The sequence below is a fragment of the Paenibacillus radicis (ex Gao et al. 2016) genome (assembly GCF_014641555.1).
GTDB lineage: Bacteria > Bacillota > Bacilli > Paenibacillales > Paenibacillaceae > Pristimantibacillus > Pristimantibacillus radicis.
Genome location: NZ_BMHY01000001.1, coordinates 981,990 through 998,477, shown reverse-complemented (window position 1 = coordinate 998,477; position 16,488 = coordinate 981,990). Strand labels below are relative to the sequence as shown.

Genomic DNA, 16,488 nt, shown 5'->3' with positions numbered 1-16,488 from the left:
TCCCTGTTCGTTAACTACACGGCGGTGCAGTTCCATCTGCATCGCCGTTTTTCTCTATGATAAGCAGACGAAGTGTAGACAAAAGCATTCTATTGCAGTAGAATATAAACACATCGTTCTACTGTAGTAGAATTAAGTCTGAAATGAGGTGTTTTGTTATGGGAATTAAGCTGTTCGACAGCGAACTCAATATTATGGAAATTTTGTGGAGAGACGGCGATACGACGGCAAAGAGGATTGCTGAAATTACGAAGGAAAAGGTCGGCTGGAGTAAAACGACGACCTATACCATTATTAAGAAATGTCTGGATAAAGGAGCAATTGAACGACAAGAGCCCCATTTTGTCTGCCATGCGCTTGTTACGCGGGAGCAGGTTCAGGAGCAAGAAACAACCGAACTGATTAATAAGATGTATGATGGGGCCCCGGACAGATTAATTGCATCCCTGCTCGGGCAGAAACGACTGACGATTGAGGAAATTAACCGTTTAAAACGGCTTATTGAGAGTTTGGAGTGAGCTGAATAAATGTCCTTGCTTGAAATGACTATATCGGCATCTACATTCATTGTCGCCATCATGATCTTTCGGTTCCTCCTCATCCATAAAGTGCCCAAACTAACCTTTGTCGTTCTTTGGAGCTTCGTGTTATTTCGGCTGCTTGTTCCTTTTTCCGTTCCTTCGCCATTTAGCATTTTTACAGCAGTTAGCTATTTGGAGGAAATGGTGGTTACAGTGCCAGAAAACGCTGCCTTCTCGAAAAGAAGCTCCTCCTTACTAGATGACAATACGGTTATCATGCAGCCAAAATCGGATAGCATAGCTATTCCAGCCGTACCCGTACAGGCTGCTTCACCACTTTCGCCTTATGTGCTGATATGGCTTGTTGGTTTTATTGCATGCGCTTTGTTTTTCATCATCCCGCATTTAAGAAGCCGAAATCGTTACAAAATGTCGTTACCGGTTGAAAGTAATTACATAAGAGAATGGCAGCAGACCAATTCTTTAAGGCGTAAGGTACAAATTCGTCAATCCGATCAAATTTTGACTCCGCTCACCTATGGTATTATCAGACCTGTAGTACTTTTACCGAAACAAATCGATTATGAGGACGAGCAACAGCTTGGCCTAATTCTTACCCACGAATATATTCACATTAGACGGTTTGACACCCTTAAAAAGTGGTTGCTCGCCGCTAGCGTGTGTATCCATTGGTTTAACCCTTTCGTATGGGTCATGTACTTCCTTGCCAACCGTGACATTGAGCTATCCTGTGATGAAAAGGTGATTCGGACATTTGGTGAAAGCATGAAGTCTGCTTATGCGATGGCGCTAGTCCGTTTGGAAGAAAAGAAAAGCGGTTTGTCTCCCATGGTCAATAACTTTTCCCAAAGTTCAACTGAAGAAAGGATTCTTGCCATTATGAAAACAAAGAAAATCTCGATTACGGCCATGCTGCTCGCAATTGTCATTGTAGCCGGATCTGTTACAGTTTTTGCGACCTCTGCTCCTGATCATACGGTTGAACACGCAGGTTCTGACGGCGCTAAGGTCGTCTATCAAGGCAAAGGCCAATCAACGACAGCTTTAATGCCCATTGATCTAACATTCACAAGCGCGGATGTACCGATGTTGATTGACCGACTTAACGCTTCAAATTATAGGGCGGTTTATATGGACAACGAGGTGTACCTGCGTGTAACGAAAGATAACTCCATCTTGATTAGCAAGGACAGTGGCACGAATTGGAGCCTGTACGATGCCGATGATATCAACGCAACAGAATTCGCTAACTGGCTTCTCATAAACGATCCGATTCCGGGCTATTCCATGAAAGAAATGCAGAGCCGTCTCAAAGAAGGAGCACAAGTCAAACATATCGTCTTCGGGAACGGAAAAGAAATGTATTTGGTTACTGACCAGAACGGTATACATATTGAGCTTGTTCAGCCTGAAAAAGTCGCTTCCGTTCTGCTTGATGGTCATCGAATGATGATTACGTTCAAGAAATTGTCCAATATATCAGCAACGATGTTACAGTCATTTTATGACTTGCTAGTTTCTAATGGAATACTGACGGAAACGGAAGCAGAACAAGATTATTCTGCAAAAATAGAGCACTTCGAGCAAAATGATACGATGTTTACAATTACCGACTAAGATTAAGCGAGAGCGAACAAGTATGCTTTGTGTGAAGCAAAGTCCAACTAATTTTCCACCGCATGATGGAACCAAAAGCTGCGCTAAAACAAAAACCGCAAGCGCTGGGGCACCCCAGCACTTACGGTTTTTTTCATCCCTGATGATGGATTCAAACCCCAACCTTTTTCAAAAAACTCAACATTAATTCCCCAATTTCTTTAGCATGTGTTTCTAAAGCAAAATGACCTGAATCGAACAGGTGAATACTAGCTTCTGGTAAATCCTTCTTAAAAGCCTTAGCACCTTCCGGAATAAAAGAAATATCGTTTTGACCCCAAACCGCTAATAAAGGCGGCTGGTGTTCTTGAAGATATTTTTGAAAATCTGGATACAGTTTCACATTAGTTTGGTAGTCAAAAATTAAATCTAGTTGTTTCTCATCATTTCCCGGTCGGGACATATACGCAATATCAAGAGTATATCCGTCTGGGGAAACTTGATTCACTTTTGTGCCATCCACATATTGGTTCCTTATTGTATCAGGTGCAAAGGCGATCCGATAACTGTCTCGTTTCTCTGGTGTTGGATTACGCCAATATTCTTCTCGGGCCGCCCATTTCCCGCCAAGCCCTTCACGATAAATATTGCCGTTCTGACTTATTATTGCTGTTACATTTTCTGGACGGCGCATAGCCAAACGAAAGCCAATCGGTGCTCCATAGTCAAAGACATATAATGCGTATTTAGTAAGCCTAAGTTCATTAATAAAGGCTTCCATTATGTCAGTTATGTGATCAAACGTATATTGAAAATGGTCTCTGTCAGGTGATGATGAATGACCAAAACCAGGATAGTCAGGGGCGATTAAATAGTAGTCTTTTTCTAATACAGGCATTAGATCTCTGAACATATGACTTGCAGTCGGAAATCCATGAAGTAAAATAACAACTGGTTTATCCGGATTGCCCGCCTTACGATAAAACACTTGTAACCCTTCTACTTCTACAGCATGATATGTCGTCATAATATTTCCTCCGATTTATCCTTAAGCTTAAGCATGTTTCCAAGAAGCGCATGCGCTTGAGACATCGTCTGTTTAACAATTGCACCTGCAGAATGATCGGTAGCTAATCGAAGCCCCTGCCCCGCCCATAGCGACATATACTCCGGATTATTCGTTTTGGCCGCTGCTTGGCGAATATCTCTTGTCATCGCGTTCTGAATGGGGAACGCTGGAATTGCTCCTGCATATTGATCCATCTCTTGCATAAATGTAGTCTGGATACCGCGAGCCGCTTTACCTGAGTAAGCACGCGTGATTGCAGTGCTGTCTTCGTTTGCTGATAAAATGGTCAGTTTATACACACGGTGAGCGCCGCTTTCCACACTCGCTAGAAATGCAGTACCCATCTGTACGGCAGATGCTCCTAATGTAAGACTTGCTACAAGGCCTCTTCCATCCATAATTCCGCCTGATGCAATGACAGGAATAGATACTTGATCCACAATCTGAGGAACTAGCGCCATCGTTCCGATTAAAGAATCCGCCTTATTGCTCAGGAACGTTCCTCGATGCCCTCCCGCTTCGCTCCCCTGCGCTACAATTGCGTCTACCCCTGCCGACTCTAGCTGCTTGGCTTCTTCAACAATAGTCGCTGTTCCAATTACAAGGGTTCCCTGATTTTTCAGTGCCTGAATCACTTCTTTAGAAGGTATACCGAATGTGAAACTGACAACCGGAACTTTTTCTTCAATTAATACTTGCACTTGTTCTTCAAAAGACTCAGTCGCGATATTAATTGACGGGTTTTCCTTAATCCCCAGCTCCGTCCGATATTTGTTCAAATAGGCTGTCATCTTTTCAATTGTTGCTTGAGATTCAGTTGCATCCTCCGGTACAAATAAATTAACTCCAAAAGGCTGCTTCGTAAGCTGCCTGATCTCTTGTATGGTGCTCCGGAGTGTTTCTGGTGTTAAATAGGCAGCACCCAGACTGCCCAGCCCCCCTGCATTTGAAACCTCTGCTATTAGTTTAGATGTTGCAGGACCGCCTGCCATAGGAGCTTGGATGATTGGAAATTGAATATTTAATCGGCGTATGAGATCCGTCTCAAACATTTAGATCGTCTCCTTTACAATTAGACTTTCAACATTGGACATCATACTGCCCGCTATTAGTACAATAACAGCAATAAACTCCCCTTTCTGTTTCAATTGTAACGCCAGCATGATATTGTGTAAAATGAAGCTAAATAATGTTTAACATTAATAAAATCAATGTTTGAAATGGAGAATGGTTATGGAGATCCGCGACATGCATATTTTTTTGGCTGTAGCAAACGAAGGCAGTATTACAAGAGCCGCTGAGAAATTAGAATACGTTCAGTCGAGCATCAGCATACGTATACAACAATTGGAGAATGAACTTCATACTGTTCTATTTATTAGACAGCGTCAAGGCGTTCAGCTTACTACGTCAGGACAGATCCTTAAATCTTATGTAGAGAAAATTTTATCGCTCACGCAAGAAGCTATACAAGTAGTATCGGATCGATCAACACCACAAGGACCACTGCGCATTGGATGCCTTGAAACGACAGCTGCCATTCGTTTACCGAATATTCTCGCCGATTATCATCGTTCCTATCCAGAGGTCGATTTAACATTGAAAACTGGCACTACGGATGAACTAACTAAATTAGTCCTGAAGTTTGAATTGGACGGCGCATTCGTATCCGCACCAATTGAGCATGAAGAGTTAGAAACAACGAAGATCGGTGATGAAGAGCTTGTGCTCGTAACAGGAGGACAAAATGTATTCCTTGGGGAAATTGAAGAATTACAAAATCAAACGCTGCTCGTTTTTAGAATTGGCTGCTCTTACCGTCAGAAATATGAAGATTGGCTAGGTCTCAAAGGCCTCCGTCCTTCCAAAATAATGGAGTTCGGTACAGTTGACGGCATCCTTGGATGTATTCATGCGGGACTTGGCATCTCACTATTACCCCGTTCAGTCGTGGAGAGAGCGAGTGCGCACTATGATCTTCATATTCAAAAAATAGCAGAGAAAGCATTCAAAACCGCGACTTTATTCATTCGCCGTAAAGATTCATACTCGACTCCGGCCGTGTCTGAATTAATGAGGATAGCAAAAGAAAGATTTACTTAATTCATCTAACCGCCCTCAGATAAGGGCGGTTCATTAATTTAACGAAAGTAATACTCTTAATCTACTTGAAGTCATACACTTTGTACTGCCCATTATCAGAAGAGAACCTCAGTAAATTTCCATCCTTCGGAATTCCTTCGAAATATGCACCTATACAGCCCGTTGTACATCTATGACCAGACAATAGGATGTTTACCTCAGTTCCCCCATGATGTTCTTTGATTTCATTCATGAAATCAAATACTCTCTTAATGAAACGTTGAATGTGTTCAACGCCTCTATACAGGTTAGAGTCAGGAACGGCTCCGGCCATCTTAACTTCACTTTTTTTCAACGAATCCGCTTCTCCTAAATCAAAAACATCTATTCTCGCATCAATTATTGCTTTTACATTCGTAATTATCTCCGCTGTTTGAATTGCTCTTTCTTGTGGAGATGAATATATATAATCAAAATGAATAGCTTTAAGGCCTTCTCTTAAAGATTCAGCTTGTTCAATTCCGTGCTTATTTAATGGCATTCCTTGTCTTCCTTGAAGTCTTCCTTCTTTGTTCAGATCTGTTTCTCCATGTCTCACTACGTATATCACCTAAAGACCTCCTTTTTTATAGCCCATAACTTTTCTCAGATTCCAAAAGATCGATCTGAATTAGTGTTGCAGTATTCTGGGAATAATTTCACTTCAATAATATCACCTTTTAGAGTTATAGATGAGCATGGAAGTGTCACTGCAGATATCTATTTCTACGGCGCTGCATATATTAACGTTGCTTTTAATCAATTCACCATAGCATTAACGAATGATTGGAATAAACAATGGACACCCACAGATGGATTCATGATAACCGCTCCTGCGAAGGATCGTGAAGAAGCCATTCAGATATCTCAAGACTTGATGAAAAAGTTTGGTACCATTATCAACTAGGGCGTGTCTGAAAACTCGTTCAGTGGCACCTTTCACCGCCTTTCCGCCCCCTGCTTCGTTCCGTTTGCTTGACGTACCCCCGGGTACGCCTTCACAAACGCGCCTTGCATGGAACGAAAATTCGGCAAAATTTGCTGCCCTCAGAGTTCTCAGACGCACCCTAATAATCGCCACGGTGCCAGCAATAAAATCCCGATCTTAATCGAAAAGGAGTTGCCTTAAGTCCTTTAATGGACCTTTGGACAACTCCTATTCATAAGGAATCCCCTAGTTTGTTAGAGCCTCATAATTTTCCTGGCTTAGTTCCAGAGTAGCTGCACGTAAATTGTCTTCCAAGTGAGCAGGAGAAAGTGTCCCTGGAATTGGAAGAATGATAGGTGAGCGCTGAAGCAGCCATTTCAATGCCACTTGACGGGTTGGAACATTCAATTTGCGTGCAATGTCTGCTACCCGTTCTTCTACCTTGGCCGTATCTCCAAACAAGCCACCCAACGGAAACCAAGGAATAAAGACAATTTGATGTTGGGTACAAAAGTCCACAAGTGCCTCATGTTTGCGGTTGATCACATTGTATTCGTTCTGAACGCTCACGATCGGTGCGATTTGCATGGCCAGTTGAAGCTGATCAACCGTTACCTCAGACAAGCCGATGTGTCTAATAAGCCCCTCTTCTTGAAAGCTTTTAAGCAATTGCATCGTCTCTTCCAGCGGAATATTCTCATCTACACGGTGGAGTTGGTAAAGGTCAATCCGGTCTATTTGAAGTCTCTCCAAACTTTCTTCCAACTCACGACGTAATTGTTGCGGGTCATTCCCATTCGCGCCACCTTTTGTGGCTACAACAACACCGTTTCCATATGGCGCAATTGCACTACTGATGCCTTTCTCGCTCTCTCCATCGCCATAGAGATGTGCGGTGTCAATAAAATTAATGCCCAGTTCTAGGGCTCGTTTAAGTAAATCATGTGCTTCCGGAGTGTTGGTGATGCGGTTTGTGCCCAAGCCAATCCGGTTGACTGTGAAATCACCTATTGAAATGGTACCAGCTTGCGCTGCAGAAATTGGTGTTGACATATTATTCTCTCCCTTTAATTCGTATTTTATCGGAACAGAACTGTTCTGTTCCGTTTTAAGATACAACATTATTTAGTTCTATGTCAAGAGATACGAAAAAATTATCCTTATAAAAAATACACCCTTTAGAATGAACATTAGGTCCAATGTTTATTCTAAAGGGTGTATTTTTCACTCTCACAATCACTGCCTCAGGCTACATGCACATCTATCAAATGTGCCGCTAGTGCTTTAAGTTGAGATGCCGGACCTGCTGAGCCCAGTGCATGAGCCAACGACAATGCTCCAGTGATTACAAGCATAAGCTGATCCGTTAAACTTTCATCTTTTGCACCTGCCTGCTGTGTCAGCCGGTTCAAGCGTGAACGCAATGAATGGTTGTATTCAACAGTCATTCTTTTAACAAAATGACTCTCTTCTGGAAATTCCGCAAGAGCGTTTAAAAAAGCACATCCACGAAAATCAGGCTCCACCATTGTATCTGTAATTGTATCAATAAAAGCCAATAATTGCTCTTTTGGGGATCCCTCATACTTCGCGATTATGTCATCAAATTGCTTCCAATCATGTTTATCCGATTCCACGAGATAGGCGGCAATTAAATCATCTTTGGTTGGAAAATGGCGATAAAGCGTCGCCTTGCCGACTCCGGATTTCTCAACAATCGTATCTACACCTACCGAACGTATACCTTTGTGATAAAACATATCGCAAGCCACTTCAAGGATGCGCTCCCGCGCAGATTTACGCGATGTCATTACTTCGAACACCTAACCAATCTCTAATAGTATGGATGAACCGTTCTAGTTCTGTCCTCATAGTGTATCAAAGCGCTTATGTTACATCAACTATGAAAGCACATTGATCCGATTGCCGTCCGGGTCGTAGAAATGGAACGATTTATCCTCAAGCGGAGCTATAAGAGGACACCATTTTTGCGCTCTCTGATAGGCTTTTTTTAGGTTATGCCGCTCCACAAAAAAGTATTGTCGTATTCCTGGTCTACAGGCAGTAGGATTGGAGCAATTGGGGTCATGTACAAGCTGTAGGATGTTCACATTCGCTCCGTTATGCCGGTTAATCCCGCGCAGCAGCACATCCCCATCGCCAGAACCACGGCCAGATTTCTTCAAACCCAACACCTTGGTATACCACTCTACAGACCTTTCCAGGTCGCTGACTGTGACAATCGGCATGACACAGCCATAAATTCCTGATCCTGCGGACTCACCATCGGAGTCTTTACCTTGCGTTACAGTCAGTCGGTTGCCATAGGGGTCGTACAGATGAAACCATACTTTCCCACGCTCCTCGAACAGACTGCTTGTATGGAGACCGTTATCTTTGGCGTAGTCATATGCAACCTTGACATCGTTTGCCATGAGCTGCAGGTGAAAATGATCCGCTTGTTCTCTATTCACTTGGAAATGCTCTGGTTCCTCCGATACAGTTATCAAGTATAGAGAGCCTCGTCCTTTCGGAAACTGCATAAGGGTACCTTTCATCGATGGATGAAGTGAACAAGGACCAAAGCCGAGCTTAGGTTCAAGACCAAGATGATGGGAGTACCATTGTACCGCTGTCTCCAGCGAGCCTTGAGGGACAGAGATATGTGTTTCGTCGTATTCGAACATCAGCGGTTTTAGGGGCGCAGGCGGCGGATCTGTCTCCTCACCCGCAACACGGAACGATTTAATGTCCACTTTCGATCGAAACGCCGAGCCAATTCCAGCTTGACCCTTCACATTCGAGAATTTCCCTTTCAGAAACAACCGTTCTGTTCCATTTACCGTCACCCTCATGAAATCCGGCTCAATCTCCCACACAAAATGATTCCATTCATTGATGGGAATACGCCCATTCATATTATTGTAGGCCCCGCCTTTTGACGGCTCCCCACAACGCAAGGAATCATGATTTCGTTCCCAGTTAAAAATAATTTGCCCTTTTCCATACTTAAGCCTGATATTGCTGGAATCTGTCCGGGCTACTGCTTCAATTCTCATCGGCACCTTATAGGCTCGAGGAGTAAGCACATATGTTTTATCAAGATGATGCCCTTGGTACAAAGATAATCCATCACTTGTTGCGGATACATAGTTTTCGATGTTCGCGGTCAAATCTAATAATTTTTCTTCCAACGCTGCAGTCATGCTCGTCCCCCTTCAAGCATTTGTAAAAAATTTGGTACATCTATCCTATTCGTGACCTAACACCAACACCCCTCTGTCAATTATCAATAAAATTGTAATTTCCCACAAAAAAAAACCACTCCGAAGAGTGGTCAGCACGTATGACCTTCACGATTTGGCTGGAGGCCACTTAAACGATATTTTTTACTTTTTGTATTTGCTGTCATAAACGTCTTGGTAAATGGACAAGTATTTATCCAACTGCATTTTCTTTAAATTGTTAAGATAACTATCCCACTCTTTATCCAGATCAGCATCTCCAATAACGAATCGAGCGACCATCTCATTTACAAAATCATTAATTGTTTTGGAAAAGTCGGCAATTTCAATCGCTTGATCATTGGTGAAAAACATTGGTGGCAGTACGTTTTCCAGCTTCTGCATATAAGGCTCGTACTTGTTTTTCGCTTCCTCATACATAATAATCTCGAGCGGCTTATCTTTGTTCGCCACTTCTCCGAGTCTCAGGTCATTCGTTCTGAGAGACGGACCCGTTTGACCCCAGTTAAAGTTTTGAACCTGTCCCCAATCTGCAATTTGCTTCCATATGGCCTGCTTGCCATTAATTCCAAGTTCGCCTTCTTCTGCTTTGACCCATTCCGTTCCTGGACGGCCAATTATCGATCGAAGAGTGACCTCTTGATTATATAAATAATCGGCTAAGCGGAATGCCGCCTCAGGGTTCTTGCTTGATTTTGTGATCAAATAAGCACCGACGCCAACCAAATGATACGCCTCATAGGGTGCGATTTGAACACCATTTGGTCCCTTAAGGGGAGGGATTGTCTTATATTCCATCCAACGGTTGCTTGCTCCGTAAAATTCACTAAACACACCCATATGCATGCCTGCAGTAGCGCCTAGAATAGCGTAATCAGGATGTTCGCCGAGCTGCTTCAATTGATTCTCGTCCTGAGTCAATGACTGTGGATCAAGCAGCTTCTCTTTGTACAGCTTATTTAGAAAGCGCAGCCCTTCCCGCCATTCCGGTTTGTCGAACGGTACGACCACTTTATTATGATCTAAATAGATACGATCGCCGCCCGGGTTATAAATAAAAGCGTTCATAATGAATGAATCAATGCTGGAATAGAAGCCTGTTGGTGAGCCCGACATCGCAATTTCATCAGCAATGCCATTGCCATTAGGATCATTTTCCTTAAACGCCTTGAGCACGTTGTAGTATTCATCTGTTGTTGTAGGCATTGAAAGATTAAGCTTCTCAAGCCACGGCTCGTAGATCCACATTCTGCGTGGAAGCGTACAGTGGTAGCACTCGTTTGTATGAGGAAGCGCGTAAATATTTCCGTCCGGTGCAGTAATTGTATCCTTTACTACCGGCATCGCCTCGAACATCTTCGTTGTCTCAAAACCATATTTATCGATAAGATCATTAAGCGGCAGGAAGATCCCCTGGCTGCCGAATATCATTTGCTGGGTGTTTGACACCCCGAAGCCCATAATGACATCGGGTAAATCTTCACCGCTCGACAAGACGAGATTCAGCTTCTCCGCGGATGATGTGCTCGGCACGATATCCCATTCAATGTGAATATTCGTTTGTTCCTCCAAATACTTCGTAAATTCATTGGTCGCAAAATCTTCAACGATTCCATTAGCCGGCACCATAACGCGAATCGTTGTTTTTTCTTTTGTTATCGGCAACTGACCCGCTGGTGTAACATTATCCGCGCCAGAGGCTGGTGCTGGGCTTGTATTGGTGTTATTTTCCCCATTAGTATTGCTGTTCGAACCGGAACACGCGCTAAGAATCGTAGTGGCAAGCAGGAACATTATACAAAATGCCATGACCTTCTGTTTCAATGAATACCCCTCCTAGGTTTTTCGAATTAACCTTTCAGTGAGCCAATCATGACGCCTTTTACAAAGTGTTTTTGTACAAATGGGTAAACGAGCATAAGCGGTACCGTTGAGACGACGATCAGCGAATATTTCAACAGGACGCGAAGCGCCTCCCGCCTCGCAGCATCCTGAATATCGCTGAGCATGATTGCGCTTACATCATTTTGAATTAGAATGTCACGTAAAATGATCTGCAAAGGGTACATATGCTGCTTATCCAAGAAAATCAAGGCACTAAAAAATTGATTCCAATGTCCGACAGCGTAAAACAAAGTAATAACCGCAATAATAGGACCCGAAAGCGGAATAACAATTTTCCAGACAAATTTAAAATCGTTGCACCCGTCTATCTGTGCAGCCTCCAGCATCTCCGGAGGAATAGAAGTTTGGAAATAAGTGCGCGTAATGATAACATTCCAGACGCTGAGCGCTCCTGGCAGCACCATGGCCCATACCGTGTTCAGCATATTTAAATCTTTGACGATCAGATAACCAGGGATGAGGCCTCCGGAAAACATCGTCGTAAACACAAATAGGAGCATAATGACGTTCTTGCCATAAAAATCTTTGCGAGCAAGCGGATAAGCGGCAAGCAGCGTCATAATAACATTAATGATCGTCCCAAGCACCGTATAATAAAGTGAGTTAAGGAAGCCGGAACCGATCAGCTTGTGCTTGAAGACTGCCTCGTACCCCATTAGATTGGGTTTGACTGGCCACAGCCAGACCTTTCCTGCAACGACAGCAGACGGATCACTAATGGAAGCGCTTAAAATAAAGATCAATGGATAAAGCACCATCAGGAAAAACAACGACAGCAGCGAGTAATTAATGATGGTAAACATGCGATCGCCAAATGACGGTTTAATGCTGGTATAATCCATTCGTAAAAACCCCCTTACCACAGGCTTGTCTGGTTTGCTTTGCGAGCGATCTGGTTTACTGTAAGGATGAGAATGAAACCAATGACGGATTTGAATAGACCAATCGCCGCCGAGTAGGAGTAATTCATAGCTTGCGAGACCAGACCGACCTTGTAGACATAGGTATCGATGACCTCTGAAGTACGAGTGTTAAGCGGATTTTGCATCAGCAGCACTTTCTCATATCCGACATCCAGCATACTTCCCATATTCAGAATGAGCAAAATAATCGCAACAGGCAAAATGCCCGGCAAATCGATATGCCATACGCGTTGACGCTGGCTCGCTCCATCCACAACAGCAGCCTCGTGCAAAGAAGGATCAATACTTGAGAGTGCCGCTAGAAAGATAATGCAGTTAAAGCCTGCGCTTTGCCATACTCCAGACCATACATAAATGGACTGAAACAAATCAGGGTTACCCATAAAGTTGATGGCATCCAAACCGAACGCTTGCAGGATGTTGTTGACGAGCCCATTTCGCGGGTTCAGCAGTTCAAACATCATACCGACCATAACGACCGTAGAGATGAAATGAGGTGCATAAGTTACCATTTGAACTGTTTTTTTGAACCAGCGAATCCGTACATAGTTTAAGCTAAGAGCAAGCATAAGCGGGAAAGGAAAACCGGCAAGCAGGTTATAGAAATTGAGCACAAGCGTATTTCTCATTATTTTCCCAAATTCATAGGAATGAATAAATCGATCGAAATGCTTCAGACCGGCCCAATCACTCCCCCAGACCCCCTTAGTCACGATAAAATCTTTAAAGGCAATCTGCGCTCCGTACATTGGAATGTATTTGAATACAACAATATAAAGGAGCGGAAGAGCAATGAGAACGTACAACTGCCAGACACGCAGCATTTTCCGGATTGGTGAAGCAGAAGGAACAGAAGGACGTTTCGTCAGCGTCCTTAATTGTAGCGCTTTCATTTTTTTCACCCCCTCTCGTTTGTTTTCACTTTACCGGGAGGGGGCGAATTATGATATCAACACTCCATATTGTTGTATACTTTTGTTATCATTTGGCTTTATTCACTTGCTAATCGGTTATACAACGATTAAGAAATAGCGGTCATTAGAGTGTAAAATTCCGGTATGCCGTCGGGCTTATCCCGTTAATTCGCTTGAAAGCCCGGCAAAACGAGTTCGTGGAATTATAGCCCGTTTGAACAGCGATCTCATTGACAGATAATGTGGTGTCCGATAGAAGTTTCCTTGATTGCTCCATACGCAAGCTCTCCAAATAATCCGAAAAATTGCTGCCGGTTTTCTCCTTAAATAATTGAGACAGATAAACCTTAGAAATTCCTGCTTGATCCGCGACTGTATCCAAATTCAAATCGGCATTCCTATACATCGTGTGGAGATAGTGAAGGATGTTCTCGAGCAACTTGACATTCGAACGCATCTTTCTCTCAAGCATCCATTCGCAAATGTCGCCATATAAACGCTGGGAGAACCGAAAGACTGCTGCCAGGTCGTCGGAATTGTCGGCTTTGCCGAGCAAGGATAAAATATCCGTCTCGTTCTCCAGAGACAACTGATCGTTTAGCTTCAATAGACTGCTTGCCATATCGTAAATAAGCAGCCTTTGAATCGAAGGTGACAAATTGCGCTGAACGAAATTCCGTTCATAAATATCGTTTAACAACAGGTTTACCTCATCCACATCACCATTTTTCGCATGGTTCATCAGCCGTGTTTCGAGTTCGCCCGGATAATAATGGACATCTGATTGCTGAGGAAGCTCGCTGAACCAAACAATACCTTGCTGCTGCAATCTTAACGAAAAATGCAAGGCATGCTTGGCCTCCCCATAGGATCGGGATAAGTCAAGCAGTGACTCGTACACCCCGCCTGCGGCGATGTTCAGCGTAATCTGGAACTGTTGAAGCATAGCATCCGTTAATTCTTTTGCAACAAATCGAATTTTTTGTTTGCAAGCATCTGAATCTATATCTGTTTCCAGAAACAACAATGCAATTTTATCCTCAGCTACATCATGATAATGAATAGGAAATTGATTATTCGCCCGAAGCGTCTCCTTGATTATGACCCGCTGACGGTCTAATTCCTTCAATTGGTCCCCTTCTTCATAGTGATTAGCAGGAGAGAATTGCACGATCACTACGGCGGAGGAACTAATTTGCGCTGATAAATGCTGACGCTTCAGCATAGCCTCCATTTCATGTCCTGACACAAGCTCGCCTTTCAATAGCCGTTCAAAGAAGGTTGCTCTCAGTAAAGGAGCCTGCTTTTCTATTTCTTCTTGAAGCGCCTGATTGTTGTTAAGAACATGCGATACTTTTCGGCTATTACGCGAGGTAAAGAAGTAAGCCACAACGACTCCAATCACCAAAAAAGCCAACGTAAAGCCAAAAGTGATTCGTTTGACGTAATTTACTTTCTCAAGCACGACATGTGGAGATTGAGCAAGCACGTAATACCATCCGTTTGCAGAGGAATGAACATACGTTATCATTTTCTGCCCCGTTTGCTGCGACTCGGTAATGAATCCTTTATTCTGACTAAACATTGAAAGGTCCAGCTTGTTGTATTCACCCGTCGAAGAAATAATATTACCTTTATCGTCCGCGATATAAGCCCAGCCGCCGTCCTTAATGTCCAGTCCGCTTAGAAGCTTCAAGATCTCGTTGTTGTCAATAAGAACGACAATGCTTCCTTGAGATAAGCTGGGAATGAGACCTAAGGGGTAGCTGTAGGTGATAATCGATTTTGACTTGTGAAGGTAGAGCGCATCTGCAGCCGGAAGAAAGCGCTTACTATTCTCCCCTTCAAAAAATAACTGATGCCACTGTTCGTAGCTCATATCGTCATAATTTAGCACTTGCTTATAAAATTGATCCGCTTGGTACAATTGGGAAGGTGAAATTACGATATCGCTATTCCGATAATAAATCATGTAATTCACAATAAATTTGTTAAAAATACTGAAATTATAAAGATCCTTTTGTGTTGCGAGCAGTTTATACGTATTCGTTCCTTCGAATGGCTCTTTAACTTGCTGAAAACGAAGAAGCTTAGGATCGTTAGCCGCTTTCTTTACAATCGTGTCGATTTCAGTAAATCTTCCATCCAGCGTCGTTTTGACCTGTTCAAGCATATGCAGGTTATTTCTTCTCGCTTCATTATCAAGCAGGTCAAGCGTATTATTGTATATTAACCAGCCAAGTGTGAGAGCAAGAAACAAAAATAACATATAAGGAACCAGAAGACGTATAAACCAAACATGTTTGTTGATGACTTGATTCATATTTATAGTTTCCCCCTTCCTAAAAAACACGTACAAAAGCCTTGCGGCATTTCTCTTTCTAGACTTTAATAACTAACAGCATCGTATCGGGGCGAGGTGTAATTGTCAACAGAAATTCATTCATATGAGCCTTAAAAACTACCCCGTCTGTAAATTTTTAAACTTCGTTTATTAAATCAGGATGAGCCGCTTTCTCTAGCTTTGAACTTTATCCCAACCTTACGAGTTCGATTGAAATAAAGAAGAACCAGAGGTAGGTGGAGAGTAAGAACAAACGCTCGAATAGCCCGAAGAAATTTTTAAACCAAGGGATTACGAGCCCCACCACGACGGCAATAACACACCATAACATGACACTCGCTAAAATATTGAGCAGGCTTTCAGCGTCTTGCCAGACAGGGTAATGACTTAGTGTCGCCCACAGTGCTTTTGCTGCCCACACAAGTCCTCCGAAGTTGAAAACGGCCAAAATCATGTGGATACTCCCTTGTATCGTCTGAAATCGACTGCCTCCTTGGTCAGTAGCGAAAAAGGGCAGGAGAATCCGCGACACTGTGGTCACGAGCAGAGCAATGACAACGTTCGTTGGAGTAAAAGGACGCAGTTGGCTTAGGGCAATCGCAAGAAACAAACAAGCCAGGCCGCCTGCAACGACTTGCAGCCAAAACCAGCCACGATAGGATCCGACACCATAATCACTAACGGCATCTCGAATTGGAGTATACCCCGTTGGAAGCACATGTAACATAATCAAGCAAATTATGGCTACAGAAGTCATAATAATAGTGAGAATGCTAAAGGTTTGAATTAAGTTCATGTTCTAACTCCTTTCATTTAATACACTTATTACAACCTTGAATTAGACCTATATTACCCATCTCTTGAATGATTATTCACCTTAATGATTTGATTGACACTAAAC

General features: G+C 43.0%; 14 protein-coding genes. 3 read left to right on the top strand and 11 right to left on the bottom strand.

The features are described from left to right. The first annotated feature begins 158 nt into the window (after window positions 1-158). Both IEX98_RS04480 and IEX98_RS04475 read left to right on the top strand, forming a co-directional pair. A complete protein-coding gene (locus tag IEX98_RS04480) occupies window positions 159-518 on the top strand; it encodes a BlaI/MecI/CopY family transcriptional regulator (protein ID WP_188887691.1) in 360 nt (119 codons plus the stop codon). A 9-nt stretch (window positions 519-527) separates the two neighbouring features. Next, window positions 528-2,159 (top strand): M56 family metallopeptidase, encoded by a 1,632-nt coding sequence (locus IEX98_RS04475; protein ID WP_188887690.1) that lies wholly within the window; start codon window positions 528-530, stop codon window positions 2,157-2,159. Window positions 2,160-2,310: 151 nt separating this feature from the next. Here the strand turns inward: IEX98_RS04475 and IEX98_RS04470 are convergent, their stop codons facing one another. After that, the gene (locus tag IEX98_RS04470) at window positions 2,311-3,165 is read right to left on the bottom strand and encodes an alpha/beta fold hydrolase (RefSeq protein WP_188887689.1); all 855 of its coding nucleotides are present in this window, start codon (window positions 3,163-3,165) and stop codon (window positions 2,311-2,313) included. Next, window positions 3,162-4,259 carry an NAD(P)H-dependent flavin oxidoreductase gene (locus IEX98_RS04465; RefSeq protein ID WP_188887688.1) on the bottom strand — a complete coding sequence of 366 codons (1,098 nt, stop codon included), beginning with the start codon at window positions 4,257-4,259 and terminating at the stop codon, window positions 3,162-3,164. Before IEX98_RS04465 ends, IEX98_RS04470 begins: the two co-directional genes overlap by 4 nt. A 181-nt stretch (window positions 4,260-4,440) precedes the next feature. Between IEX98_RS04465 and IEX98_RS04460 the strand changes: the two genes are divergently transcribed. After that, entirely contained in the window at window positions 4,441-5,310 is an 870-nt protein-coding gene (locus IEX98_RS04460; protein ID WP_188887687.1) for a LysR family transcriptional regulator, read from the top strand. A 61-nt stretch (window positions 5,311-5,371) separates the two neighbouring features. Here IEX98_RS04460 and IEX98_RS04455 read toward each other — a convergent pair whose 3' ends face one another. The 9 genes from IEX98_RS04455 to IEX98_RS04415 all read right to left on the bottom strand — a co-directional run bounded on the left by IEX98_RS04455 (window position 5,372) and on the right by IEX98_RS04415 (window position 16,383). Further along, window positions 5,372-5,899 (bottom strand): histidine phosphatase family protein, encoded by a 528-nt coding sequence (locus tag IEX98_RS04455; RefSeq protein ID WP_188887686.1) that lies wholly within the window; start codon window positions 5,897-5,899, stop codon window positions 5,372-5,374. 603 nt (window positions 5,900-6,502) lie between these two features. Next, window positions 6,503-7,309, bottom strand: coding sequence for an aldo/keto reductase (locus IEX98_RS04450; RefSeq protein ID WP_188887685.1), 807 nt, complete (start codon window positions 7,307-7,309; stop codon window positions 6,503-6,505). A gap of 191 nt (window positions 7,310-7,500) precedes the next feature. After that, window positions 7,501-8,067: a TetR/AcrR family transcriptional regulator gene (locus IEX98_RS04445; RefSeq protein ID WP_188887684.1), complete on the bottom strand. Its 567-nt coding sequence runs from the start codon at window positions 8,065-8,067 to the stop codon at window positions 7,501-7,503. Between the two features lie 90 nt (window positions 8,068-8,157). Next, complete coding sequence (locus tag IEX98_RS04440) at window positions 8,158-9,462, bottom strand: VOC family protein (RefSeq protein WP_188887683.1); 1,305 nt, start codon at window positions 9,460-9,462, stop codon at window positions 8,158-8,160. Between the two features lie 183 nt (window positions 9,463-9,645). Next, window positions 9,646-11,325 carry an ABC transporter substrate-binding protein gene (locus IEX98_RS04435; RefSeq protein ID WP_229691956.1) on the bottom strand — a complete coding sequence of 560 codons (1,680 nt, stop codon included), beginning with the start codon at window positions 11,323-11,325 and terminating at the stop codon, window positions 9,646-9,648. Between the two features lie 26 nt (window positions 11,326-11,351). Continuing rightward, the gene (locus tag IEX98_RS04430) at window positions 11,352-12,248 is read right to left on the bottom strand and encodes a carbohydrate ABC transporter permease (RefSeq protein ID WP_188887682.1); all 897 of its coding nucleotides are present in this window, start codon (window positions 12,246-12,248) and stop codon (window positions 11,352-11,354) included. Window positions 12,249-12,262: 14 nt separating this feature from the next. After that, the gene (locus IEX98_RS04425; RefSeq protein WP_188887681.1) at window positions 12,263-13,222 is read right to left on the bottom strand and encodes an ABC transporter permease; all 960 of its coding nucleotides are present in this window, start codon (window positions 13,220-13,222) and stop codon (window positions 12,263-12,265) included. A 145-nt stretch (window positions 13,223-13,367) separates the two neighbouring features. Beyond that, window positions 13,368-15,566, bottom strand: a complete 2,199-nt coding sequence (locus tag IEX98_RS04420) for a helix-turn-helix domain-containing protein (protein WP_188887680.1) — start codon at window positions 15,564-15,566, stop codon at window positions 13,368-13,370. Between the two features lie 208 nt (window positions 15,567-15,774). Continuing rightward, entirely contained in the window at window positions 15,775-16,383 is a 609-nt protein-coding gene (locus IEX98_RS04415; protein WP_188887679.1) for a DUF998 domain-containing protein, read from the bottom strand. Window positions 16,384-16,488 lie beyond the last annotated feature (105 nt).

Coding starts and splice junctions, on each gene's coding strand:
- IEX98_RS04480 (WP_188887691.1), top strand. CDS start 159: ATGGGAATTAAGCTGTTCGACAGCGAACTCAATATTATGGAAATTTTG.
- IEX98_RS04475 (WP_188887690.1), top strand. CDS start 528: ATGTCCTTGCTTGAAATGACTATATCGGCATCTACATTCATTGTCGCC.
- IEX98_RS04470 (WP_188887689.1), bottom strand. CDS start 3,165: ATGACGACATATCATGCTGTAGAAGTAGAAGGGTTACAAGTGTTTTAT.
- IEX98_RS04465 (WP_188887688.1), bottom strand. CDS start 4,259: ATGTTTGAGACGGATCTCATACGCCGATTAAATATTCAATTTCCAATC.
- IEX98_RS04460 (WP_188887687.1), top strand. CDS start 4,441: ATGGAGATCCGCGACATGCATATTTTTTTGGCTGTAGCAAACGAAGGC.
- IEX98_RS04450 (WP_188887685.1), bottom strand. CDS start 7,309: ATGTCAACACCAATTTCTGCAGCGCAAGCTGGTACCATTTCAATAGGT.
- IEX98_RS04445 (WP_188887684.1), bottom strand. CDS start 8,067: ATGACATCGCGTAAATCTGCGCGGGAGCGCATCCTTGAAGTGGCTTGC.
- IEX98_RS04440 (WP_188887683.1), bottom strand. CDS start 9,462: ATGACTGCAGCGTTGGAAGAAAAATTATTAGATTTGACCGCGAACATC.
- IEX98_RS04430 (WP_188887682.1), bottom strand. CDS start 12,248: ATGGATTATACCAGCATTAAACCGTCATTTGGCGATCGCATGTTTACC.
- IEX98_RS04425 (WP_188887681.1), bottom strand. CDS start 13,222: ATGAAAGCGCTACAATTAAGGACGCTGACGAAACGTCCTTCTGTTCCT.
- IEX98_RS04420 (WP_188887680.1), bottom strand. CDS start 15,566: ATGAATCAAGTCATCAACAAACATGTTTGGTTTATACGTCTTCTGGTT.
- IEX98_RS04415 (WP_188887679.1), bottom strand. CDS start 16,383: ATGAACTTAATTCAAACCTTTAGCATTCTCACTATTATTATGACTTCT.